Source organism: Klebsiella sp. JB_Kp042 (genome assembly GCF_040065275.1).
In the GTDB taxonomy this organism is placed as follows: Bacteria; Pseudomonadota; Gammaproteobacteria; order Enterobacterales; family Enterobacteriaceae; genus Klebsiella; species Klebsiella quasipneumoniae.
In genome coordinates this window covers 1-21,455 of the sequence record NZ_JBEAJL010000104.1, presented here as the reverse complement: position 1 = coordinate 21,455, position 21,455 = coordinate 1, and the positions used below count along the sequence as shown (strand labels likewise).

22 protein-coding genes and 1 riboswitch are annotated in these 21,455 nt (G+C 59.0%); of the genes, 9 read left to right on the top strand and 13 right to left on the bottom strand.

Translation table 11 applies throughout. The features are described 5' to 3' along the window. Positions 1-93: 93 nt before the first annotated feature. The gene (gene dcuB, locus ABLV54_RS22585) at positions 94-1,434 is read left to right on the top strand and encodes an anaerobic C4-dicarboxylate transporter DcuB (protein ID WP_032454532.1); all 1,341 of its coding nucleotides are present in this window, start codon (positions 94-96) and stop codon (positions 1,432-1,434) included. 43 nt (positions 1,435-1,477) lie between these two features. Here the strand turns inward: dcuB and ABLV54_RS22580 are convergent, their stop codons facing one another. The 10 genes from ABLV54_RS22580 to ABLV54_RS22535 all read right to left on the bottom strand — a co-directional run bounded on the left by ABLV54_RS22580 (position 1,478) and on the right by ABLV54_RS22535 (position 10,250). Then, the gene (locus tag ABLV54_RS22580) at positions 1,478-1,795 is read right to left on the bottom strand and encodes a PTS lactose/cellobiose transporter subunit IIA (RefSeq protein WP_004206755.1); all 318 of its coding nucleotides are present in this window, start codon (positions 1,793-1,795) and stop codon (positions 1,478-1,480) included. A 3-nt stretch (positions 1,796-1,798) separates the two neighbouring features. Continuing rightward, positions 1,799-2,104 (bottom strand): PTS sugar transporter subunit IIB, encoded by a 306-nt coding sequence (locus ABLV54_RS22575; protein ID WP_002884150.1) that lies wholly within the window; start codon positions 2,102-2,104, stop codon positions 1,799-1,801. A 172-nt stretch (positions 2,105-2,276) separates the two neighbouring features. After that, entirely contained in the window at positions 2,277-3,809 is a 1,533-nt protein-coding gene (locus ABLV54_RS22570) for a diguanylate cyclase (protein WP_348814230.1), read from the bottom strand. A gap of 316 nt (positions 3,810-4,125) precedes the next feature. Continuing rightward, a complete protein-coding gene (thiH, locus tag ABLV54_RS22565; RefSeq protein WP_023291594.1) occupies positions 4,126-5,259 on the bottom strand; it encodes a 2-iminoacetate synthase ThiH in 1,134 nt (377 codons plus the stop codon). Beyond that, entirely contained in the window at positions 5,256-6,026 is a 771-nt protein-coding gene (gene thiG, locus ABLV54_RS22560; protein ID WP_004206751.1) for a thiazole synthase, read from the bottom strand. The genes thiH and thiG overlap by 4 nt, the downstream gene beginning before the upstream one ends. Position 6,027: 1 nt before the next feature. Further along, entirely contained in the window at positions 6,028-6,228 is a 201-nt protein-coding gene (gene thiS / locus ABLV54_RS22555; RefSeq protein WP_017901114.1) for a sulfur carrier protein ThiS, read from the bottom strand. Continuing rightward, positions 6,212-6,967: a thiazole biosynthesis adenylyltransferase ThiF gene (gene thiF, locus ABLV54_RS22550; protein WP_050533980.1), complete on the bottom strand. Its 756-nt coding sequence runs from the start codon at positions 6,965-6,967 to the stop codon at positions 6,212-6,214. The genes thiS and thiF overlap by 17 nt, the downstream gene beginning before the upstream one ends. After that, positions 6,960-7,595, bottom strand: a complete 636-nt coding sequence (gene thiE / locus ABLV54_RS22545; RefSeq protein ID WP_023291596.1) for a thiamine phosphate synthase — start codon at positions 7,593-7,595, stop codon at positions 6,960-6,962. The genes thiF and thiE overlap by 8 nt, the downstream gene beginning before the upstream one ends. Further along, the gene (gene thiC, locus ABLV54_RS22540; protein WP_050533979.1) at positions 7,595-9,490 is read right to left on the bottom strand and encodes a phosphomethylpyrimidine synthase ThiC; all 1,896 of its coding nucleotides are present in this window, start codon (positions 9,488-9,490) and stop codon (positions 7,595-7,597) included. Before thiC ends, thiE begins: the two co-directional genes overlap by 1 nt. 84 nt (positions 9,491-9,574) lie before the next feature. Further along, positions 9,575-9,699: riboswitch (TPP riboswitch) on the bottom strand. Between the two features lie 53 nt (positions 9,700-9,752). After that, positions 9,753-10,250: an Rsd/AlgQ family anti-sigma factor gene (locus ABLV54_RS22535; protein ID WP_023291598.1), complete on the bottom strand. Its 498-nt coding sequence runs from the start codon at positions 10,248-10,250 to the stop codon at positions 9,753-9,755. 94 nt (positions 10,251-10,344) lie between these two features. Here ABLV54_RS22535 and nudC point away from each other — a divergent pair, with 94 nt between their 5' ends. The 6 genes from nudC to ABLV54_RS22505 all read left to right on the top strand — a co-directional run bounded on the left by nudC (position 10,345) and on the right by ABLV54_RS22505 (position 14,707). Continuing rightward, positions 10,345-11,118, top strand: a complete 774-nt coding sequence (gene nudC / locus ABLV54_RS22530) for an NAD(+) diphosphatase (RefSeq protein ID WP_044524904.1) — start codon at positions 10,345-10,347, stop codon at positions 11,116-11,118. A 40-nt stretch (positions 11,119-11,158) separates the two neighbouring features. Next, complete coding sequence (gene hemE / locus ABLV54_RS22525) at positions 11,159-12,223, top strand: uroporphyrinogen decarboxylase (RefSeq protein ID WP_023291600.1); 1,065 nt, start codon at positions 11,159-11,161, stop codon at positions 12,221-12,223. 12 nt (positions 12,224-12,235) lie between these two features. Then, a complete protein-coding gene (gene nfi / locus ABLV54_RS22520) occupies positions 12,236-12,907 on the top strand; it encodes a deoxyribonuclease V (RefSeq protein WP_023291601.1) in 672 nt (223 codons plus the stop codon). A gap of 42 nt (positions 12,908-12,949) precedes the next feature. Next, a complete protein-coding gene (locus tag ABLV54_RS22515; RefSeq protein WP_004206742.1) occupies positions 12,950-13,540 on the top strand; it encodes a YjaG family protein in 591 nt (196 codons plus the stop codon). Between the two features lie 186 nt (positions 13,541-13,726). Next, complete coding sequence (gene hupA, locus ABLV54_RS22510) at positions 13,727-13,999, top strand: nucleoid-associated protein HU-alpha (RefSeq protein ID WP_002884342.1); 273 nt, start codon at positions 13,727-13,729, stop codon at positions 13,997-13,999. Between the two features lie 12 nt (positions 14,000-14,011). Beyond that, positions 14,012-14,707: a DUF1481 domain-containing protein gene (locus ABLV54_RS22505; RefSeq protein ID WP_023319466.1), complete on the top strand. Its 696-nt coding sequence runs from the start codon at positions 14,012-14,014 to the stop codon at positions 14,705-14,707. Positions 14,708-14,710: 3 nt separating this feature from the next. On the opposite strand, the gene zraP is transcribed toward ABLV54_RS22505, so the two are convergent. Beyond that, the gene (gene zraP / locus ABLV54_RS22500) at positions 14,711-15,148 is read right to left on the bottom strand and encodes a zinc resistance sensor/chaperone ZraP (RefSeq protein WP_049014808.1); all 438 of its coding nucleotides are present in this window, start codon (positions 15,146-15,148) and stop codon (positions 14,711-14,713) included. 258 nt (positions 15,149-15,406) lie between these two features. Between zraP and zraS the strand changes: the two genes are divergently transcribed. Next, positions 15,407-16,801, top strand: a complete 1,395-nt coding sequence (gene zraS / locus ABLV54_RS22495; protein ID WP_050533978.1) for a two-component system sensor histidine kinase ZraS — start codon at positions 15,407-15,409, stop codon at positions 16,799-16,801. Next, on the top strand, positions 16,788-18,119 hold the full coding sequence (zraR, locus tag ABLV54_RS22490) for a sigma-54-dependent response regulator transcription factor ZraR (protein WP_049014812.1): 1,332 nt from the start codon (positions 16,788-16,790) through the stop codon (positions 18,117-18,119). The genes zraS and zraR overlap by 14 nt, the downstream gene beginning before the upstream one ends. Here the strand turns inward: zraR and purD are convergent. Both purD and purH read right to left on the bottom strand, forming a co-directional pair. After that, positions 18,109-19,404, bottom strand: a complete 1,296-nt coding sequence (gene purD / locus ABLV54_RS22485) for a phosphoribosylamine--glycine ligase (RefSeq protein ID WP_050534016.1) — start codon at positions 19,402-19,404, stop codon at positions 18,109-18,111. The genes zraR and purD overlap by 11 nt on opposite strands. Before the next feature lie 15 nt (positions 19,405-19,419). After that, a complete protein-coding gene (purH, locus tag ABLV54_RS22480) occupies positions 19,420-21,009 on the bottom strand; it encodes a bifunctional phosphoribosylaminoimidazolecarboxamide formyltransferase/IMP cyclohydrolase (RefSeq protein ID WP_023291607.1) in 1,590 nt (529 codons plus the stop codon). Between the last annotated feature and the right edge of the window lie 446 nt (positions 21,010-21,455).

Here is a 21,455-nt window from a genome sequence, read left to right as displayed (position 1 = left end):
ATCTCATGCTTCCCCCAACAAGGCGCAGAAATAATCCCGGAAGCAGGTAGGGATCATTACTTTAGGTCTGAGCGGACAGGCTCTGGGGGCTGCATGGAATTCGCGATACAACTCATTATTATCTTAATTTGTCTGTTTTATGGTGCCCGAAAAGGCGGTATTGCGCTGGGGCTGCTGGGCGGCATCGGTTTAGTGATCCTCGTCTTTGTTTTTCATCTCCAGCCGGGTAAACCGCCGGTTGATGTGATGCTGGTGATCATTGCGGTGGTGGCCGCCTCGGCGACGCTGCAGGCGTCCGGCGGCCTGGATGTCATGCTGCAGATTGCCGAGAAGCTGCTGCGGCGAAACCCAAAATATGTCTCTATTGTGGCGCCTTTCGTCACCTGCACGCTGACTATCCTCTGCGGTACCGGTCACGTGGTGTATACCATCCTGCCGATTATCTACGATGTGGCGATTAAGAATAACATTCGCCCGGAGCGTCCGATGGCCGCCAGCTCCATTGGCGCCCAGATGGGGATCATCGCCAGCCCGGTCTCGGTGGCGGTGGTCTCGCTGGTGGCGATGCTGGGGAATTTTACCTTTAACGGTAAACATCTCGAGTTTCTCGATCTGCTGGCGATAACCATTCCTTCCACGCTGCTGGGCATTTTAGCCATCGGCATCTTCAGCTGGTTCCGTGGCAAAGATCTGGATAAAGACGAAGCCTTCCAGGCGTTTATTGCGGTACCGGAGAACCGCCATTACGTCTATGGCGATACGGCGACGCTGCTGGATAGAAAGTTGCCCACCAGCAACTGGATAGCGATGTGGATTTTTCTGGCCTCCATCGCTGTGGTGGCGCTGCTCGGCGCCTTCTCTGAACTGCGTCCGACCTTTGACGGTAAACCGCTGTCGATGGTGCTGGTGATCCAGATGTTTATGCTGCTCTCCGGGGCGCTGATCATCATCATTACTAAAACCAACCCGGCATCGATTTCCAAAAATGAGGTCTTTCGTTCGGGAATGATCGCTATCGTCGCGGTGTACGGCATCGCCTGGATGGCGGAGACCATGTTTGGCGCTCACATGACCGAAATTAAAGGGGTGCTCGGGGAGATGGTCAAAGAGTATCCATGGGCCTATGCCATCGTGCTGCTGCTGGTTTCGAAGTTTGTAAACTCGCAGGCGGCAGCGCTGGCGGCGATTGTTCCGGTGGCCCTGGCCATCGGCGTCGACCCGGCCTATATCGTGGCTTCTGCGCCGGCCTGCTATGGCTACTATATTCTGCCGACCTACCCCAGCGATCTGGCGGCGATCCAGTTTGACCGCTCAGGGACCACCCATATTGGCCGCTTTGTGATTAACCACAGCTTTATCCTGCCCGGGCTCATCGGCGTTGGCGTCTCCTGCGTTTTTGGCTGGGTATTCGCTGCGATGTACGGCTTTCTGTAAGCGGGGACGGGCGCCGGCAGCGACGCCCGTTCAGTTCGAGAGATTATTGCGCGAGGGGCAGGCGACGGTATAGTTCAATCATATCGGTCGCCAGATCCTGAATGACCATGGCGTTCATCAGATGGTCCTGAGAATGCACGGTGATCAGGTTGACCGGTAACTTACCGCTGCCTTCATCCAGGCCGATAAGCTGGGTCTGAATTTTATGCGCATGTTTGACGAACTCATGGGACTCGGCCATGGCCTGCTCCGCTGCGGCAAAATCGCCTTTCCGCGCCAGCTGTAGCGCCGTCAGCGCCGCGCTGCGCGCGGAACCCGCGTTAACCAGCAGCTCCATGATGATCGTTTCTAAATCTTCCATCGATTACTCCAGCATCTTAAGGGCTTTATCCAGAACGGCATCACCTTTCATCATGCCGTAGTCCATCATATCGATCACGGCGACCTTTTTGCCGAACGGGTCGGCCAGCGCCTGCAGCTTCGCCTGCTCATATTTCACCTGCGGGCCGAGCAGAATAATGTCGGCGGCGGCCAGATTATCTTTAAACTCGGCGACCGGTACGGCCTTGATTGAGACCTCAACACCTTTCTTCTGCGCGGCATCTTGCATACGCTGAACCAGCATGCTGGTAGACATACCGGCGGCACAGCACAAAACGATATTCTTCATAGTCAGTGGCCCTTGTGTTCCGTGATGTCTTATGTTTATCGCGGCCCTGGCGATGCGACAACCGCTTTACCGTGATTGTGTGTAAGTCATCACACAAAAATTGAAACCGGTTTCATTTTTGCCGGAAAAAATAAAAAAGCCCACCGAAGTGGGCGGTTGCGGCGCTAAAGTCCTAGGCGCGCAGGATACGGTTTTTACCCTGCTGTTTGGCTTTGTACAGCGCTTCATCGACGCTCACCACCAGTTTATCCAGCGGCTCCATGTTCCATTCCCCCAGCCCGGCGCTGAAGGTGACCGTCAGGCCATCTTCGCGCCAGGTGCGCCGTTCGACGTTTACCCGCCATGTTTCCAGCAGCGTGCGGGCGTTATCAATATGTTCGGCAGGAAAGACCACCGCGAACTCTTCACCACCATAGCGATAGAGGGATATCTCCAGCGGCTGGAGGACCTGCAGCCCTTCGCGGGCGACGTTACGCAGAACGATATCGCCGTTGAGGTGACCCCAGGTGTCGTTGATCGATTTAAAGTTATCGATATCGACCAGCGCGAGGGCGAACGGCTGATGATCGTTCATCAGCGCGGCAATATCGCTGTCGAAGGCGCGGCGGTTCTTGCAGCCGGTGAGCGCGTCAATGGTCGCCTGGCGGACGTAGGTCAGTTCGCGCTGCTTATTGGTTTCAATGGCTTTACTCAGCATCGCCTCGAGGCGTGGGGCGCGTTTGACGTCGCCGGTTTTAATCGCATTGATGATATTCATCAGCACGGTGCGGGAGGCATGACGCAGATAAAGGCCAAACAGGATGATGATGATCGCCGCGAGGGCGAAACCGCCGATCACTAAATTGGTTTCATGGCGCGTCAGATTAACCAGGGTGGTGTTATCGACACGGAAAATCACAAACCAGTCGGGATTGGTAAAGGAGTAATAGTAATACCAGGTGTCGTTCCCGGGATCGTAAAGCTGCCCCTCGCCGCTGGTCATTTTATCCATCAGCTCATTACTGACGAAGGGTTTAAACAGTGCGCCAGGGTCGGAGTGCAGGACCACTTTGCCATCACGCTGCACCACAAAAAACTCGCCCTGTATGGGGGCCACCATCTGGCGCAGCGCGAACCCCATGGAGGTGAGATCGAGATGAAAGGCCAGGCTGCCCTTGAGTTTCCCCTCCGGGGTGATGATGGGTTTGAAAATGGTAATCGTCGGATGGTGGGTAAAAAAATCCATATATGGGCTGGTGTAGTGGCTGAAGGTGCTGGCTTCCGCCTGTTTGATAAACCAGGGCCGCGTTCTGGGATCGAAAGCCTGACTGTCTTCATTTTCCAGCACCTCCGGGGCGCGCAGATAGTGGCCCTCGGTATCCGCCAGCGAGATGGATGAGACGCTCGGCATCATGTTCTGTAACTGCATCAGCGTCGTTAACCCTTTCTCCGGTTCCACATTGACTGCGCGATTCAGTTCGTCATTGCGGGCAAAGAAGGCGACCGCGCGCCCAAGAATAAAATCATTTTCCCGCAGCAGGGTTTCCGTGTAGTTGATCGCCAGGTTGTGGGTAAAGTTGCGGTTAATGTCGTGATAATCTTCAAGAAAATCTTTTCGCTGCGCCAGGGTGACAAAAATAGCGATCAGCATAAAACTGAGCAAGATGCCGGCAAACCCCACGACGATCGGCGTCGTGAAAGAGAGCTTTCTGTTGTGTAGAGCCATGAATCGTTAATCGTCCCGGATGTATAAACCATGGGTCCGAACGCAGGTTGCGACTGCGACGCCTGCCGATCGAATCAGTTAACTATTGCTCAATTATAACTCTGAGGCCTTCATGTATCGTGATTTATATTCGGCGACAATGTACAGGCCCTCGATCAGCGCGGAGAGGCAGGGCGAAAATGAGGAAGAAAAAGTTCGCCCTGGTCAGCGTCCGCTGCTGACCAGGGCAGAATAGAAAAAGGGCGCCTGGCGGGCCAGCCTCCGTTTTTCATCTCTCGTGCAGGCGCGCAAAAATATCAGGCGCTTACACTGTACATCATGAGGTTTGCGAGGCGCGTCCCAGCCAGCTGTCCCAGTCTTTCCACACCGGCTGCAGGCCGCGGGCAGCCAGCGCGCTGGCGACTTCTTCAGGCCGACGGTCATCGTGCGGCGCGAACTGCTCAAGCTCCGGATGGTCGTCGGCGTAACCCCCGGGCTGGGTTTTGGAGAAGGCGCTGACGTTATTGATCGCCAGCGGGATCACCCGGTCGCGGAACCAGGGAGATTCGCGGGTGGATAGCGACAGCTCAACCTCCGGCGCCAGCAGGCGGAAGGCGCAGATGGTCTGCACCAGCTGACGCTCATCCATTAGCGAGGCCGGTTCAATGCCGCCGGCGCAGGGACGCAGACGCGGGAAGGAGACCGAATAGCGGCTGCGCCAGTAGCGTTGCTGCAGCCACAGCAGGTGCTCAGCGACCATAAAGCAATCCACCCGCCAGCTGTCGGAAAGGCCGATCAGCGCGCCAAGGCCGATCTTATCGATCCCCGCCTCGCCCAGGCGATCCGGCGTATCCAGCCGCCAGAAGAAATCCTGCTTTTTCCCTTTCAGGTGGTGCTGAGCGTACATGCTTTCGTGATAGGTCTCCTGATAGACCATCACCCCGTCGAGCCCCAGGGTTTTCAGCTCGGCATACTCGTCGGTCGCCAGCGGCTGCACCTCCATATGCAGCGAGGCAAACTGGCTGCGGATTGCCGGCAGGTGCTGGCGGAAATAATCCATTCCCACCTTGCCCTGATGCTCACCGGTCACCAGCAGCAGATGCTCAAAGCCCAGGTCGCGGATCGCGGCGCACTCGCGGGCAATCTCGGCAGCATCCAGCGTCTTGCGCTTAATGCGGTTGCTCATCGAGAAGCCGCAGTAGGTGCAGTCGTTGGCGCACAGGTTGGAGAGATACAGCGGCACGTAGAAGCTGACGGTATTGCCGAAGCGCTGACGGGTAAGCCGCTGCGCGCGCTGGGCCAGAGGTTCAAGATACCCGGCCGCCGCCGGCGAAAGCAGGGCCATCATGTCGTCGCGGGTCAGCTGTTTGGCTGCCAGCGCCCGTTCGACATCGGCGGCGGTTTTACCGTTGATGCGCAGGCGGATGTCGTCCCACTCCAGCTGCCGCCAGCGATCGCTGAAGGTTTTCATGCCAGCGCCTCCAGGAATCCGGTGAGCGGGCTGGTGGCCTGCGCCTGCGCGCTGCGCGCCCCCGGTCCGGCCTGACGGGCCAGCAAGCCGGCCTCGACCGCCATACGGAAAGCGTGGGCCATGGCCACGGGATCGTCGGCGACGGCAATAGCGGTATTGACCAGCACCGCGTCCGCGCCCATTTCCAGCGCCTGCGCCGCATGGCTTGGGACGCCGATGCCGGCGTCGACCACCACCGGCACCGTCGCCTGCTCGATAATAATCTCCAGCATGGCTTTGGTTTCCAGCCCCTGATTGGAGCCGATCGGCGCGCCCAGAGGCATCACCGCCGCGCAGCCAGCCTCTTCCAGCCGTTTACACAGCACCGGGTCGGCGCCGCAGTAGGGCAGCACCACGAACCCTTCGCGGACCAGCAGCTCCGCCGCTTTCAGGGTTTCAATCGGGTCGGGCAGCAGCCAGCGGGCGTCCGGGTGGATCTCCAGTTTCAGCCAGTGGGTGCCCAAGGCTTCCCGCGCCAGGCGGGCGGCAAACACCGCCTCTTCCGCTGTCTTGGCGCCCGAGGTATTCGGCAGCAGGCTGACTCCCGCCGCCAGCAGCGGGGCGAGGATGGCGTCATTGTGCTGACGTAAATCGACGCGCTTCATCGCCAGGGTGACCAGCTGGCTGCCCGAGGCGCGAATCGCCTCAACCATCACCTCCGGGGCGGCGAATTTGCCGGTACCGGTGAAAAGATGGGATTCAAATGTTTTGTCTGCAATACGTAACATGTCAGCCTCCAGCGATAACCTGAAAAAGCAGGACTCGATCGCCTTCCTGCAAGAGATGATCTTCCCACCGGTCGCGCGGCAGAATGTGTTGATTGAGCGCCAGCGCGACGCCCGGCTGCAGCTGTTCGAGCTGGGTCAGCAGGGCGCTGACGCTGAGATGGTCGGCGCACGCCAGCGGCTCGTCGTTAAACCAGATCTGCATGCCGCCCTCCGCAAATCGGGCAGTCCCGGGAACGCTGTAGCGCCAGGTTACGCCAGTTGCTGGTGCGGGCGTCGAACAGCCGCAGAGTGTTGCGCGGCGTCGTCATGCCGCTGAGCAGCTTAATGGCCTCCAGCGCCTGCAGCGTGCCCATCATGCCGACCACCGGACCGACGATCCCCGCGGTGCGGCAGTTGCGCTGCGGTTCGTCGCTATCCGGCCACAGGCAGCGATAGCAACCCTGCGTCCAGGGGGGGGTGAGCACCATCAGCTGACCGCCGAAGCCGACGGCGCTGGCGGTCACTAACGGGATGTCGAGGGCCACGCAGGCGGCATTGATCGCCTGGCGGGTGACCATGTTATCGGTACAGTCCAGCACCACGTCCGCTTTCGCCACCTCGGCGCGCAGCGCCTCGCCGCTTAATCGCTGCTGGAGCGCAACCAGTTTGATCTGCGGATTTAGCTGGCTGAGCCGCGTCTTTGCCGCCGCGGCTTTTGGCCGATCGATATCCGCGCTGGTGAACAGGATCTGCCGCTGCAGATTGCTGAGATGCACGGCGTCGTCATCGGCCAGGGTCAGCGTCCCGACGCCAGCCCCGGCCAGATAGAGCGCCGCCGGGGAGCCCAGCCCGCCAAGGCCGATAATCAGCACCCGGCTGGCTAACAGCTTCTGCTGCCCCTCGATGGCGATATCCTCCAGCAGCAGCTGACGGCTATAGCGCATAAAGTCGTGATCATTCATCGCCCGCTCCCGCCAGCGCCAGCAGCTGGTCGGTCGCTGCCCGCCAGTCCGCCGCCTGGGTGATGGCGCTGACCACTGCGATGCTGCCGACGCCGGTCGCCAGCACCGCCGGGGCCTTTTCAAGGCTAATTCCGCCGATCGCCACGGTGGGGTAATCCGCCAGGCGTTGGATATGTCTGGCAAGCTGATCGAGCCCCTGCGGCGCGGAGGGCATCTGTTTGGTTTGCGTCGGGAAGACGTGACCCAGGGCGATGTAAGAGGGGCGCGCCGCCAGGGCGACATCAATCTCCATATCGTCATGGGTGGAGACGCCCAGACGTAGCCCGGCTTGGCGGATGGCGCTCAGATCGGTGGTTTCCAGATCTTCTTGTCCGAGATGCACGCCGTAGGCCTGGTGCTTGATCGCCAGTCGCCAGTAATCGTTAATGAACAGCCGGGCGTGATAGCGGCGGCCAAGGGCGATGGCGGCGATGACGTCATCCTCCACCTCGCTGTCGCGTCGGTCTTTGATGCGCAGCTGAATAGTACGCACGCCGGCTTCGAGCAGGCGCTCAATCCACGCCACGCTGTCCACTACCGGGTAGAGTCCGAGACGAAACGGGACGGGTGGAAAATCAGGCTGATACATCAGACTTCCTCCTGTTTCAGGTAGATTTCGCCGCCGCGGGCGCGGAAGTGATGCGACATATCGGCCATGCCGGCGTCGATGGCCTGTCTGGCGGCGTAATCGCGGACTTCCTGAGTGATCTTCATTGAGCAGAATTTCGGACCGCACATGGAGCAGAAGTGGGCAACTTTGCCGGATTCCTGCGGCAGGGTTTCATCGTGATAGGCCCGGGCGGTAAACGGATCCAGCGCGAGGTTAAACTGGTCTTCCCAGCGGAATTCAAAGCGCGCCTTCGACATGGCGTTATCGCGGATCTGCGCCCCGGGGTGACCTTTCGCCAGGTCGGCGGCGTGGGCGGCGATTTTGTAGGTAATCAACCCCTGCTTCACATCCTCTTTGTTGGGCAGGCCGAGATGCTCTTTTGGCGTGACATAGCACAGCATGGCGCAGCCGAACCAGCCGATCATCGCCGCGCCGATGCCGGAGGTGAAATGGTCGTAGCCCGGCGCAATGTCGGTGGTGAGCGGCCCGAGGGTGTAGAACGGCGCTTCGTGGCAGTGCTCCAGCTCTTCGGTCATATTGCGGCGGATCATCTGCATCGGCACGTGGCCGGGGCCCTCGATCATCACCTGCACGTCATACTCCCAGGCGATTTTCGTCAGCTCGCCGAGAGTGCGCAGCTCGGAGAACTGCGCTTCGTCGTTGGCATCCTGAATGGAGCCGGGGCGCAGGCCATCGCCCAGCGACAGCGACACGTCATAGGCGGCGCAGATTTCGCAGATTTCGCGGAAATGCTGGTAGAGAAAGTTTTCCTGATGGTGCGACAGGCACCATTTGGCCATGATTGAGCCGCCGCGTGAAACGATGCCGGTCAGACGCTTCGCGGTCATCGGGACGTAGCGCAGCAGTACGCCGGCGTGAATGGTGAAGTAGTCGACCCCCTGTTCGGCCTGTTCCAGCAGGGTATCGCGGAAGGCTTCCCAGGTGAGGTTCTCGGCGATGCCGTTGACTTTCTCCAGCGCCTGGTAAATCGGTACGGTGCCGATCGGTACCGGGCTGTTACGCAGGATCCACTCGCGGGTTTCGTGGATATAACGGCCGGTGGAGAGATCCATCACCGTATCGGCGCCCCAGCGGGTGGACCAGACCAGCTTCTCGACCTCTTCTTCGATGGAGGAGGTCACCGCCGAGTTGCCGATATTAGCATTCACTTTTACCAGGAAGTTGCGGCCGATAATCATCGGCTCAGACTCCGGGTGGTTGATATTGGCCGGGATGATGGCGCGCCCGGCGGCCACTTCATCACGGACGAACTCAGGGGTAATGTTTTCCGGCAGGCGGGCGCCGAAGCCTTCGCCGGCATGCTGCTGGCGCAGAACTTCGCTGCGAATACGTTCGCGGCCCATGTTTTCGCGAATGGCGATGAACTCCATCTCCGGGGTGACGATCCCCTGGCGGGCGTAGTGCAGTTGGGTAACACATTTGCCGGCAACGGCGCGTTTTGGCTTCAGCTGGCTATTGAAGCGCAGCTCATCAAGGCCGTCATCGGCCAGCCGCGCTTTGGTATAGGCCGAGCTGCGTTCGCTGAGCGGGGCGCAGTCATTGCGCGCGTCGATCCACGGCTGGCGCAGCCTGGCCAGCCCCTGGCGGACATTAATGCCAATATCCGGGTCGCCATAAGGTCCGGAGGTGTCATACACCGGGATCGGTTCGTTGGCTTCGTACTGTGGGTTATTGTTATCGCCGCCGACGAGGGTTGGGCTGAGCTGGATTTCACGCATTGGGACGCGGATATCCGCTTGTGAACCTTGAATGTAGATACGGCGCGAATTAGGGAAAGCAGCGCCTTCCAGCGTATCGATAAATCGCTGCGCGTGCTCGCGTAGCTCACGACGGGTCAGTTTGGTAGTAGACATAGCGCATTCCAGATGAAAAGGACATGGCTTGTCAGACGACGGATGGAGTAACAGATGCGATCGGCCCTGACGGACTGACGCGAACAGCAGTTTACTCTTGTTCCCTTCGCAGGTATTAGCCTGATCAGGTTCCGCGGATCCCGAATTAACGGTCTCAGCCTTTTCCACGTTAGCCTTCACATGGAAAATAAGCACTCCGACAAGATGACATCCCCTCCGGAGAGGGGGAATGAAGGTAAACTACTCGTTAATTGCACACAACTCAAGCGGTCGGGGCAATATTATCGCGCACCTCATCGTTCAGATGATGGGCGACGGCGAGGGCGATCAGTTTATCTTCCAGGGCGAAACGCGCTTCCAGCGACTCGCCGATATCCGACAGCGCCTGCTGAAATTCAAGGTAGTTATCATGATCAATGGCGTTTTCGAGGCAGGTATCGTAGTAGTCCATCATCTGCTGGGTATTGGCTTCCAGCTGCGGGTAAAGCCGGGTGGCGGCTAAAAGTGGGGTATCGCCTTCCATTTCGCCAATAATGCGTTCATAAATACTAAAATGACCGGACGAGAGGTAATCCACCAGACTTTGGCAAAAGTCATCCAGCGCCTTTTCGTTTAGCCGCATAAACGACTCTTTGCCCGGTTTCAGGCCAACCAGATTGTAGTAAGCCACGAGCAGATGCTTACGCACTTGTAGCCAGCGATCGACCAGTTCATTACTACCGCCAACGCGCTCCGTCAGATTTTCCAGCTGGTTTAGCATGATTGACTCCGCTAGTTTTGATTTAAATCTGCTCACCAAAAATGTAAATATAATGTTAACAACATGCCAGTGAAGCAAAGGTAGTGCAATAGATATGGATCGTATTATTGAAAAATTAGATCGCGGCTGGTGGGTTGTCAGTCACGAACAAAAATTATGGTTGCCTGGTGGAGAATTACCACATGGCGAAGCGGTTAATTTCGATCTTGTCGGCCAGCATGCGCTGCATATCGGCGAATGGCAGGGCGATCCGGTGTGGATGGTGCGCCAGGATCGCCGCCATGACATGGGATCGTTACGCCAGGTGCTGGATCAGGATCCGGGACTCTTTCAGCTGGCGGGACGGGGGATCCAGCTCGCCGAATTTTATCGATCGCATAAATTTTGCGGCTACTGCGGTCACCCGATGCATGCCAGTAAAAGCGAATGGGCGATGCTGTGCAGCCACTGCCGTGAACGTTACTACCCGCAAATTGCCCCGTGCATTATCGTCGCTATCCGTCGCGACGATGCGATCCTGCTGGCGCAACATACCCGACATCGCAATGGGATACACACCGTGCTGGCCGGGTTCGTCGAGGTCGGCGAAACCCTCGAGCAGGCCGTTGCCCGTGAGGTGATGGAGGAGAGCGGTATCCGGGTGAAAAATCTGCGCTACGTGACTTCTCAACCGTGGCCGTTCCCGCAGTCGCTGATGACTGCCTTTATGGCGGATTACGCGGAGGGCGATATCGTGGTGGATAAAAAAGAGTTACTCAGCGCGGACTGGTACCGCTATGACGATCTGCCGCTTCTGCCGCCGCCGGGGACGGTGGCGCGCCGGCTTATCGAAGATACCGTCGCGATGTGTCGGGCAGAGTTCGAGTGACATGTTACACTGGGCGTATCAACGCTAAAGGAATGTAAAAATGACCGAACTGAAGAACGATCGTTACCTGCGCGCGCTGCTGCGTCAGCCGGTTGATGTCACCCCGGTGTGGATGATGCGCCAGGCGGGCCGCTATTTACCGGAGTACAAAGCCACCCGTGCGCAAGCGGGCGACTTTATGTCGCTGTGTAAAAATGCCGAGCTGGCCTGCGAAGTGACGCTCCAGCCGCTGCGTCGTTACCCGCTGGACGCGGCGATCCTCTTTTCGGACATCCTGACCATCCCGGACGCCATGGGGCTGGGGCTGTACTTTGAGGCAGGCGAAGGCCCGCGCTTCACCTCGCCGGTGAAAAGCAAAGCCGACGTCGACAAGCTGCCAGTCCCGGATCCCGAGCAGGAACTGGGCTACGTGATGAATGCCGTGCGCACCATTCGCCGCGAACTGAAAGGCGAAGTGCCGCTGATCGGTTTTTCCGGTAGCCCATGGACGCTGGCGACCTACATGGTGGAAGGCGGCAGCAGCAAGGCTTTCACCGTCATCAAAAAGATGATGTACGCCGACCCGCAGGCGCTGCACGCGCTGCTGGATAAGCTGGCGAAGAGCGTCACCCTGTATCTCAACGCGCAGATCAAAGCCGGCGCGCAGTCGGTGATGATTTTTGACACCTGGGGCGGGGTGCTGACCGGCCGCGACTACCAGCAATTCTCCCTCTACTACATGCATAAAATCGTCGATGGCCTGCTGCGGGAAAACGAAGGCCGCCGCGTGCCGGTGACGCTGTTCACCAAAGGCGGCGGTCAGTGGCTGGAAGCGATGGCGGAGACCGGCTGTGACGCGCTGGGTCTCGACTGGACCACCGATATTGCCGATGCCCGTCGTCGCGTGGGCAACAAAGTCGCGCTGCAGGGCAACATGGATCCGTCCATGCTCTATGCGCCCGCCGCGCGTATTGAAGAAGAAGTCGCGACCATCCTCGCCGGCTTTGGTCAGGGGGAAGGCCACGTCTTTAACCTCGGCCACGGCATCCATCAGGACGTTGACCCTGAGCATGCGGGCGTCTTTGTTGAAGCGGTGCATCGTCTTTCCGCACCCTATCACCAGTAGGAGATCAGCCATATGGATTTAGCCGCACTCCGTATCCAACAGCAACAGTTAGCCGCGTCGGTAGAGCGGGCGGATCGACTGGATCGCGACCCGCCAGTATTGATCGGCGGTGCGGATGTCGGGTTTGAGCAGGAAGGGGAAGTCACCCGAGCTGCGATGGTGCTGCTGACCTGGCCTGAACTGGAGCTGGTGGAGTATCAGGTGGCGCGCGTCGCCACCTCCATGCCCTATATTCCCGGCTTTCTCTCGTTTCGCGAAACGCCTGCGCTGCTGGCGGCGTGGGAGCAGCTTTCGCAAAAACCGGACCTGTTGTTTGTTGACGGACACGGTATTTCCCATCCCCGGCGGCTGGGCGTCGCCAGCCATTTTGGCCTGATGATCGACGTGCCGACCATCGGGGTGGCGAAAAAACGGCTGTGTGGAAAAATCGGCGAACTGGGTGATGCCCCCGGCGCGCTGGCCCCGCTGATGGATAAAAATGAACAACTGGCCTGGGTCTGGCGCAGTAAAGTCCGCTGCAACCCGCTGTTTATTAGCACCGGCCACCGGGTGGGCATGGACAGCGCCTTAATGTGGGTCGAACGCTGCATGCGAGGCTATCGTCTGCCCGAGCCGACGCGCTGGGCTGATGCGGTGGCGTCCCGTCGTCCGTCATTTGTGCGTTGGCAAGCAAATCACAGCTGATTCAGGTACACTGCGCCTAATTTCTGACTTCGAGAATTCATCATGTTACAAAACCCGATTCACCTGCGCCTGGAGAAGCTGGAAAGCTGGCAGCATGTCACTTTTATGGCCTGCCTGTGCGAGCGTATGTACCCCAACTACGCGATGTTCTGCAAGCAAACCGAGTTTGGCGACGGCCAGCTGTACCGTCGTATCCTGGATCTGATCTGGGAAACGCTGACGGTCAAAGATGCGAAGGTGAATTTCGACAGTCAGCTGGAGAAACTGGAAGAGGCGATCCCGGCGGCAGATGATTTCGACCTGTACGGTGTTTATCCGGCCATAGACGCCTGCGTGGCGTTGAGCGAACTGATCCATTCCCGTCTGAGCGGCGAAACGCTCGAGCACGCGATCGAGGTGAGCAAAACCTCCATCACCACCGTGGCGATGCTGGAAATGACCCAGGAAGGCCGCGAAATGACCGACGAAGAGCTGAAAGCGAACCCGGCGGTAGAGCAGGAATGGGACATTCAGTGGGAAATTTTCCGCCTGCTGGCCGACTGCGAAGAGCGTGACCTTGAGCTGATAAAAGGCCTGCGCGCGGACCTGCGTGAGGCCGGCGAGAGCAATATTGGTATAAATTTTCAGCAGTGAGACCAGAAAACGTGATTTACCGCCTGAATTGTAGCGTCTGAAGGCTTCCATTCCGCCCCCCGTCTGGTCTACATTTGGAGGGCGAAAAAAAGTGGCTATCGGTGCGTGTATGCAGGAGGGTGCTTTTTTGGCATTTCCGTCGCACTCGATGCTTAGCAAGCGATAAACACATTGTAAGGATAACTTATGAACAAGACTCAACTGATTGATGTAATTGCGGACAAAGCTGACCTGTCCAAAGCACAGGCTAAAGCTGCCCTGGAATCTACCCTGGCTGCAATTACTGAGTCTCTGAAAGAAGGTGATGCTGTTCAACTGGTTGGTTTCGGTACCTTCAAAGTGAACCACCGCGCTGAGCGTACTGGCCGCAACCCGCAGACCGGTAAAGAGATCAAAATCGCTGCAGCTAACGTGCCGGCATTTGTTTCTGGCAAAGCACTGAAAGACGCAGTTAAGTAAGACCGCGTGGCAGTGAACAGTTTTATCGAAGGGGCTATTAAGCCCCTTTTGTCTGTCTGGCGCCGGCCTCTGGCGCTGGCGGGCATCCTGTTGCTAACTGCCTGCAGCCATAACGCGTCGCTACCACCGTTTACCGCCAGCGGTTATGCGGACAACCAGGGGGCGATGCGTATCTGGCGTAAAGATTCTGGCGATGAAGTCCATCTTCTCGCCGCCTTCAGCCCGTGGCGTCACGGGGACACCTCGACCAGCGAATATCGCTGGCAGGGCGATCAGCTGACGCTTATTGAACTCAATGTTTACGGCAAGCCGCCGGAACATATTCGCGCCCGCTTTGACGCGCAGGGCGATCTGAGCTTTATGCAGCGGGAAGTTGACGGGCAGAAGCAGCAGCTCTCCAGCGACCAGGTCGCGCTGTACCGTTATCGCGCCGAGCAGATCCGCCAGACCAGCGACGCCCTCCGTCAGGGTCGGGTCGTCCTGCGTCAGGGGCGCTGGAACGCCGCCGCGCATACCGTGCTGACCTGCGAAGGGCAGACGGTGACGCCCGACCTCGATAGTCGGGCGCTGGCGCACATTGAACGCCGCCAGAGCCACGCTTCCGCCGCGGTGAGCATTGCCTGGCTTGAGGCGCCGGAAGGCTCTCAACTGCTGCTGGTGGCCAATGAAAACTTCTGCACCTGGCAGCCGACGGAAAAAAGCTTCTAACCTTTACCAGTGATTCATGCCCATATGACCGCCGCCGCTACCGCGACAGCCGCCATATCCCATGCCTGCGCCGCGGGGAACGCCTGCCTCAGCCAGCGCGAGATCAAATTTCACCCGCTGCTGATCCAGCTTCTGGCGTAAGCCTTCCATCTCCTGAGCGACGGCTTCAATCTTGCCGCTGTCCGGCTTTTGCGCCGTGAGCAGCGCATTGTACTCATAGCGTTTGGACTGCAGCTGCTGGCGAAGGGCGCTGGTTTGCGCATAGTAGTCATTATGCAGCTTTTGCGCGGTAGCCTGCTGCTCCTGGGTCAGCTGGCTGTAGCCCTGGTTGCCCATCCCGTTATTGTTGCCCCAGTGGTGGTTGGCCCAGGCCGCGTTGCTGCCGAAGGACAGCGCGGCAAGGGTGACGAGGGCGAGAGATAAGTTACGGTTCCGTTTCATGGCATTTTCTCCTGTGTGGTTTCTCTCGGTATTGCATCTTCCATGCCAGCCTGAAAAAGCCCGTCCGAACAGGTCTGCCGAGGCCGTGGCAGAGAAGGCGAGTAAAAATGACCCGTTCCGCCCGGGACCGGCGAGTCATTTTTACTCGCTAAAGCGCAGGCGATATGTTTGAGAGCAGGTTTGGCCGTGCGGAAACATGGCATGATTTCTGCTGAAAGATCCTGCTGATAGCGAAAAGGAGATGACAAGGACTCGCCGATGAAGATCAAACCTTTTTCCCGGGACGCTGCCGCTGGCGCGCTGAGCTGGCTGCTGACCGGTACGGTGGTGCTGCTGGTGGTGCTGTTCTCCGCGATGATCGTCCGCGATTACGGTCGTGAGACGACCGCCGCCCGACACACTATTGAGGAGAAGGGGAGCGTACTGATCCGCGCGCTGGAGTCCGGCACGCGCGTCGGCATGGGAATGCGGATGCATCACGCGCAGCTGCAGGCCCTGCTGGAAGAGATGGCCTGGCAGCCGGGCGTCCTGTGGTTCGCGGTGACTGATGACAATGGCAGCATCATCGCTCACAGCGATCCGCAGCAGGTGGGCCAAACGCTCTACAGCCCCGCGCAGATGCGTGCGCTGGCGGTTGGCGAACAGGCGCGCTGGCGGCGGCTTAGCGAGCCGCAGCCGGCCATGGAGGTCTATCGCCAGTTTCGCCCGCTCAATCCGGCCCGCGGCCACCATAGGGGCATGATGAATCGCGGCGACAGCGCCCTGGCTCAAGCCACCGTCCCGCAGGTGATTTTTATCGCCTTTGATAGCCGTGAGCTGGATGCCGCGCAGGCCCGCGGGCAGCGGAATATGGTCATCATGCTGGGCGCCGCCGCGCTGGTGACAGCGGCAACGATCCTCGCCCAGTTCTGGTTCCGCCGCTATCGCCGCTCGCGGAAACAACTGCTGGAGGCGATGGCCCGCAAAGAGAAACTGGTGGCGCTTGGCCATCTGGCGGCGGGCGTGGCGCATGAGATCCGCAATCCACTCTCGTCGATTAAAGGGCTGGCGAAATATTTTGCCGAGCGCACGCCGCCGGGCGGCGAGTCGCATCAGTTAGCGCGGGTGATGGCCAAAGAGGCCGACCGCCTGAACCGGGTGGTCAGCGAACTGCTGGAGCTGGTCCGGCCCGCGCATTTAAATTATCAGCCGGTGGATATCAACGCGCTTATCCACCACTCATTACAGCTGATCAGCCAGGATGCGCAGAGTCGCGGGATCGCGCTGCAATTCACTCCGCGCCCGGAGCTCTCCACGATCAACGCCGATGCCGACCGCCTGAACCAGGTGCTGTTGAACCTGTACCTGAACGCGATGCAGGCGATTGGCCGTGACGGCGTCATTCGCGTATCGGCAAGCGAAGCTGACCGTCAGCGGATGAAAATCGTCGTCGCAGATAGCGGTAAAGGGATGACTGCCGAAGAGCTGCAGGCCATCTTCACCCCCTATTTCACCACCAAAGCGGACGGCACCGGGCTGGGGCTGGCGGTGGTGCAGAATATTATCGAACAACATGGCGGGACGATCCGCGCCGAAAGTCAGCCGGGGGCCGGAGCGATATTTACGCTTTGGCTACCGATTGATGCTCAACGGAGGGAAGATGAGCAGCGATAAGGTACAGATTCTGGTTGTCGATGATGACATCAGCCACTGCACGATCCTGCAGGCGCTGCTGCGCGGCTGGGGCTATCAGGTGGTATTAGCCCACAACGGCCTGCAGGCGCTGGAGCTGATCCATCAGCAGGTCTTCGACCTGGTGCTGTGCGATATTCGCATGGCGGAGATGGACGGTATCGCGACATTAAAAGAGATTAAAGCCTATAACCCGGCGATCCCGGTGCTGATCATGACGGCATTCTCCAGCGTCGATACGGCGGTGGAGGCCATCAAGTCCGGGGCGCTGGATTATCTGATTAAACCGCTGGATTTTGACACGTTACAGCAGACGTTAGTCCAGGCGCTGGCACACACCCGGCATAGCGAGGGCGAACACCCCGCCGCAGCGAGTTCGCGTTGGGGCATGATAGGCGACAGCCCGGCGATGCAGGCGCTTCTTAATAATATTACGCTGGTAGCCCCTTCGGATGCGACGGTGCTGATCTATGGAGAGTCGGGAACCGGTAAGGAACTGGTGGCGCGCGCCATCCACGCCTGCAGCGGGCGCGGTGATAAGCCGCTGGTGACGCTCAACTGCGCGGCGCTGAATGAGTCGCTACTGGAGTCGGAACTCTTCGGCCATGAAAAAGGGGCGTTTACCGGCGCGGATAGGCGACGTGAAGGGCGCTTTGTCGAAGCGGATGGCGGCACGCTGTTCCTCGATGAAATTGGCGATATCTCGCCATTGATGCAGGTCCGGCTGCTGCGGGCGATTCAGGAGCGGGAGGTGCAGCGGGTCGGCAGCAACCAGACGCTTGCCGTTGATGTGCGGCTGATCGCCGCCACCCACCGCAACCTCGCGGAAGAGGTAAGCGCCGGGCGTTTTCGCCAGGATCTCTATTACCGGCTGAACGTCGTGACTATTGAGATGCCGCCTCTGCGCCGGCGCCGGGAAGATATTCCGCCGCTGGCGCAGCACTTTCTCAAACGCTATGCCGAACGCAATCGTAAGGCGGTAAAGGGGTTCACGCCACAGGCGATGGACCTGCTGATCCACTACTCCTGGCCGGGTAACATTCGCGAGCTGGAAAACGCGGTGGAGCGGGCGGTGGTGCTACTGACCGGGGACTATATCTCCGGGCGGGAATTGCCGCTGGCGATCGCGGGTACGCCGCTGCCGTCAGGCGGGAGCGAGGAGGGGCTGATTCAGCCGCTAGTGGAAGTCGAAAAAGAGGTGATTCTGGCGGCGCTGGAAAAAACGGGCGGCAACAAAACCGAAGCCGCCCGTCAGTTAGGCATTACGCGGAAAACGCTGTTGGCGAAACTTAGCCGTTAGCCTTTTCGCGCTCAATGGCGCGCCAGCCGATATCGTTTCGGCTAAAGCTGCCATCCCAGCGAATATCGGTCAGCAGCTGATAGGCGCGCTGCTGCGCCTGCGCTACGGTATCGCCCAGGGCGGTGACGCACAGTACGCGCCCGCCGTTGGTGACCACGCGCTGGTCGTCAGACAGTTTCGTGCCGGCGTGGAAGACTTTACCGTCTGCCGCTTCCTGCTGCGGCAGGCCATGGATCTCATCGCCCGTGTTGTAGTTGCCCGGATAGCCGCCGGCGGCAACCACTACCCCCAGCGATGCGCGGTCATCCCACTCGGAGGTTTTCTCATCCAGCTTGCCGGCGCAGGCGGCGAGGCACAGCGCTACCAGGTCAGATTTCATGCGCAGCATGATCGGCTGGGTTTCCGGATCGCCAAAGCGGCAGTTGAACTCAATGACCTTTGGGTTGCCCTGCTTGTCGATCATCAGACCGGCATACAGGAAACCGGTATAGGTGTTGCCTTCCGCGGCCATGCCCTTCACGGTTGGCCAGATAATACGCTCCATGGTGCGCTGATGGACTTCATCAGTCACGACCGGCGCCGGAGAATAAGCGCCCATCCCACCGGTGTTCGGGCCGGTATCGCCGTTGCCGACGCGTTTGTGATCCTGGCTGGTGGCCATCGGCAGGACGTGCTCGCCGTCGACCATCACAATGAAGCTGGCCTCTTCGCCATCGAGGAACTCTTCAATGACGATGCGGTGTCCGGCGTCGCCAAAGGCGTTACCGGCCAGCATGTCTTTGACCGCCGCTTCGGCTTCCTCAAGGGTCATCGCCACGATAACGCCTTTACCCGCCGCCAGACCGTCGGCTTTGATGACGATCGGCGCGCCTTTCTCCCGCAGATAAGCCAGCGCAGGCTCGACCTCGGTGAAGTTCTGGTATTCCGCCGTCGGGATATGATGACGGGCGAGGAAATCTTTGGTGAAGGCTTTTGAGCCTTCCAGCTGCGCCGCGCCTTCGGTTGGCCCAAAGATGGCGAGCCCGGCGGCACGGAACGCGTCGACCACGCCAATGACCAGCGGCGCTTCCGGACCAACGATGGTCAGGTCGATATTTTCATCCTGAGCGAAGCGCAGCAGCGCCGGAATATCGGTGACGCCGATGGCGACGTTTTGCAGCGACGGCTCCAGCGCGGTACCTGCGTTGCCCGGCGCAACGTAGACGGTATCAACCAGCGGCGATTGGGCCGCTTTCCAGGCCAGGGCGTGTTCACGCCCGCCGTTGCCGATTACTAATACTTTCATCTGCAGCTCCATGAATTAATGGCGGAAGTGGCGCATATCGGTGAAGATCATGGCGATGCCGTGTTCGTCAGCGGCGGCAATCACTTCGTCGTCGCGGATAGAGCCGCCCGGCTGGATAACGCAGGTGATGCCGACCGCAGCCGCGGCGTCAATCCCGTCGCGGAACGGGAAGAAGGCATCGGAGGCCATGGCGGAGCCTTTCACTTCCAGACCTTCGTCACCTGCTTTAATCCCGGCAATTTTCGCCGAGTAGACGCGGCTCATCTGGCCGGCGCCTATGCCGATGGTCATATTGTCTTTGGCATACACGATGGCGTTGGATTTGACGAATTTCGCCACTTTCCAGCAGAACAGCGCATCGCGCAGCTCTTGCTCGCTCGGCTGACGTTTACTGACCACTCGCAGTTCGCCTGCGGTGACCATACCGAGATCGCGGTCCTGAACCAGCAGGCCGCCGTTGACACGTTTGAAATCGAGACCGGCAACGCGCGCTTCCCACTGACCGCAGGTCAGTACGCGGACGTTCTGCTTCGCGGCAGTGATTTTCAGCGCTTCTTCGCTGGCGGACGGGGCGATGATCACCTCGACAAACTGGCGAGAGATGATCGCCTGCGCGGTGTCGGCATCCAGTTCGCGGTTGAAGGCGATGATGCCGCCGAACGCGGAGGTCGGGTCGGTTTTGTATGCGCGATCGTAGGCGTCAAGGATCGAGTCGCTGACGGCAACGCCGCACGGGTTAGCGTGCTTAACGATCACGCAGGCCGGTTCGTTGAACTCTTTCACGCACTCCAGCGCCGCATCGGTATCGGCAATATTGTTATAGGAGAGCGCTTTACCCTGCAGCTGGGTAGCGGTTGCCACGGAAGCTTCTTTGACATTCTCTTCTATATAGAAGGCAGCCTGCTGGTGGCTGTTTTCGCCGTAGCGCATATCCTGCTTCTTAATGAAGTTCAGATTCAGGGTGCGTGGGAAGCGGCCAGCGGCTTCTTTGCTTTCGCCGTGATAGGCCGGAACCATGCTGCCGAAGTAGTTGGCGATCATGCTGTCGTACGCGGCGGTGTGTTCGAAGGCTTTAATGGCGAGGTCGAAGCGGGTGTCCAGCGTCAGGGAGCCTTCGTTGGCGTCCATTTCATTAATGATGGCGGTGTAGTCGCTGCTCTTCACCACGATGGCGACATCTTTGTGGTTCTTCGCCGCGGAGCGGACCATGGTTGGGCCGCCGATATCGATGTTTTCCACCGCGTCTTCCAGCGAGCAGCCTTCACGCGCGACGGTTTGGGCAAACGGATAGAGGTTAACGACCACCATATCGATAGGCGCGATACCGTGCTGCTGCATGATGCCATCATCCTGACCGCGACGACCGAGGATGCCGCCGTGTACTTTCGGATGCAGGGTCTTCACGCGTCCATCCATCATTTCCGGGAAACCGGTGTAGTCAGAGACTTCGGTTACCGGCAGGCCTTTATCTGCCAGCAGGCGGGCGGTGCCGCCGGTGGACAGCAGCTCGACACCACGAGCGGAAAGCGCCTGCGCGAATTCGACGATACCGGCCTTGTCAGAAACACTGAGCAGAGCGCGGCGGACTGGACGACGTTGTTGCATGGTATTAAATCCCCAGGATTTGAACATTACAGAGAGCGTTAGGTGAGTTTTTGCCTAAAAACTCACCTAACGCACCCAACCGGGCATCCGTGTCATAGCGCGGCATTGTAACGAAAACGTTTGCGCAACGCTCGCGAATTTTTATCTTTCTCTTTAGGCCGATGGTTCTCCTTCTATGTAGCTGCCGATCCGCGGGGCGTTCGGTCATGTTTTGACGCTCTCCTGTGGATAATTCTGTGTGTAAAGAGGTATAAAGCGGGGTTTTGCTGGGGAATGCAGCAGTCAGTCATTTTTCTGCCATTTTTCTATTGCGGGCGCTCGAGAACTCCCTATAATGCGCCTCCATCGACACGGCAGATGTGAATCACTTCACACAAACAGCCGGTTCGGTTGAAGAGAAAAATCCTGAAAAACGGGTTGACTCTGAAAGAGGAAAGCGTAATATA

What these genes read in the sequence shown, in the direction of transcription:
- thiE (WP_023291596.1), bottom strand. Translation starts at nt 7,595, where the DNA reads ATGTATCAGCCTGATTTTCCACCCGTCCCGTTTCGTCTCGGACTCTAC.
- zraS (WP_050533978.1), top strand. Translation starts at nt 15,407, where the DNA reads ATGAAGATCAAACCTTTTTCCCGGGACGCTGCCGCTGGCGCGCTGAGC.
- thiF (WP_050533980.1), bottom strand. Translation starts at nt 6,967, where the DNA reads ATGAATGATCACGACTTTATGCGCTATAGCCGTCAGCTGCTGCTGGAG.
- ABLV54_RS22570 (WP_348814230.1), bottom strand. Translation starts at nt 3,809, where the DNA reads ATGGCTCTACACAACAGAAAGCTCTCTTTCACGACGCCGATCGTCGTG.
- ABLV54_RS22535 (WP_023291598.1), bottom strand. Translation starts at nt 10,250, where the DNA reads ATGCTAAACCAGCTGGAAAATCTGACGGAGCGCGTTGGCGGTAGTAAT.
- zraP (WP_049014808.1), bottom strand. Translation starts at nt 15,148, where the DNA reads ATGAAACGGAACCGTAACTTATCTCTCGCCCTCGTCACCCTTGCCGCG.
- hupA (WP_002884342.1), top strand. Translation starts at nt 13,727, where the DNA reads ATGAACAAGACTCAACTGATTGATGTAATTGCGGACAAAGCTGACCTG.
- zraR (WP_049014812.1), top strand. Translation starts at nt 16,788, where the DNA reads ATGAGCAGCGATAAGGTACAGATTCTGGTTGTCGATGATGACATCAGC.
- thiC (WP_050533979.1), bottom strand. Translation starts at nt 9,490, where the DNA reads ATGTCTACTACCAAACTGACCCGTCGTGAGCTACGCGAGCACGCGCAG.
- dcuB (WP_032454532.1), top strand. Translation starts at nt 94, where the DNA reads ATGGAATTCGCGATACAACTCATTATTATCTTAATTTGTCTGTTTTAT.
- nfi (WP_023291601.1), top strand. Translation starts at nt 12,236, where the DNA reads ATGGATTTAGCCGCACTCCGTATCCAACAGCAACAGTTAGCCGCGTCG.
- purH (WP_023291607.1), bottom strand. Translation starts at nt 21,009, where the DNA reads ATGCAACAACGTCGTCCAGTCCGCCGCGCTCTGCTCAGTGTTTCTGAC.
- thiS (WP_017901114.1), bottom strand. Translation starts at nt 6,228, where the DNA reads ATGCAGATCTGGTTTAACGACGAGCCGCTGGCGTGCGCCGACCATCTC.
- nudC (WP_044524904.1), top strand. Translation starts at nt 10,345, where the DNA reads ATGGATCGTATTATTGAAAAATTAGATCGCGGCTGGTGGGTTGTCAGT.
- purD (WP_050534016.1), bottom strand. Translation starts at nt 19,404, where the DNA reads ATGAAAGTATTAGTAATCGGCAACGGCGGGCGTGAACACGCCCTGGCC.
- thiG (WP_004206751.1), bottom strand. Translation starts at nt 6,026, where the DNA reads ATGTTACGTATTGCAGACAAAACATTTGAATCCCATCTTTTCACCGGT.
- thiH (WP_023291594.1), bottom strand. Translation starts at nt 5,259, where the DNA reads ATGAAAACCTTCAGCGATCGCTGGCGGCAGCTGGAGTGGGACGACATC.
- ABLV54_RS22515 (WP_004206742.1), top strand. Translation starts at nt 12,950, where the DNA reads ATGTTACAAAACCCGATTCACCTGCGCCTGGAGAAGCTGGAAAGCTGG.
- hemE (WP_023291600.1), top strand. Translation starts at nt 11,159, where the DNA reads ATGACCGAACTGAAGAACGATCGTTACCTGCGCGCGCTGCTGCGTCAG.
- ABLV54_RS22575 (WP_002884150.1), bottom strand. Translation starts at nt 2,104, where the DNA reads ATGAAGAATATCGTTTTGTGCTGTGCCGCCGGTATGTCTACCAGCATG.
- ABLV54_RS22580 (WP_004206755.1), bottom strand. Translation starts at nt 1,795, where the DNA reads ATGGAAGATTTAGAAACGATCATCATGGAGCTGCTGGTTAACGCGGGT.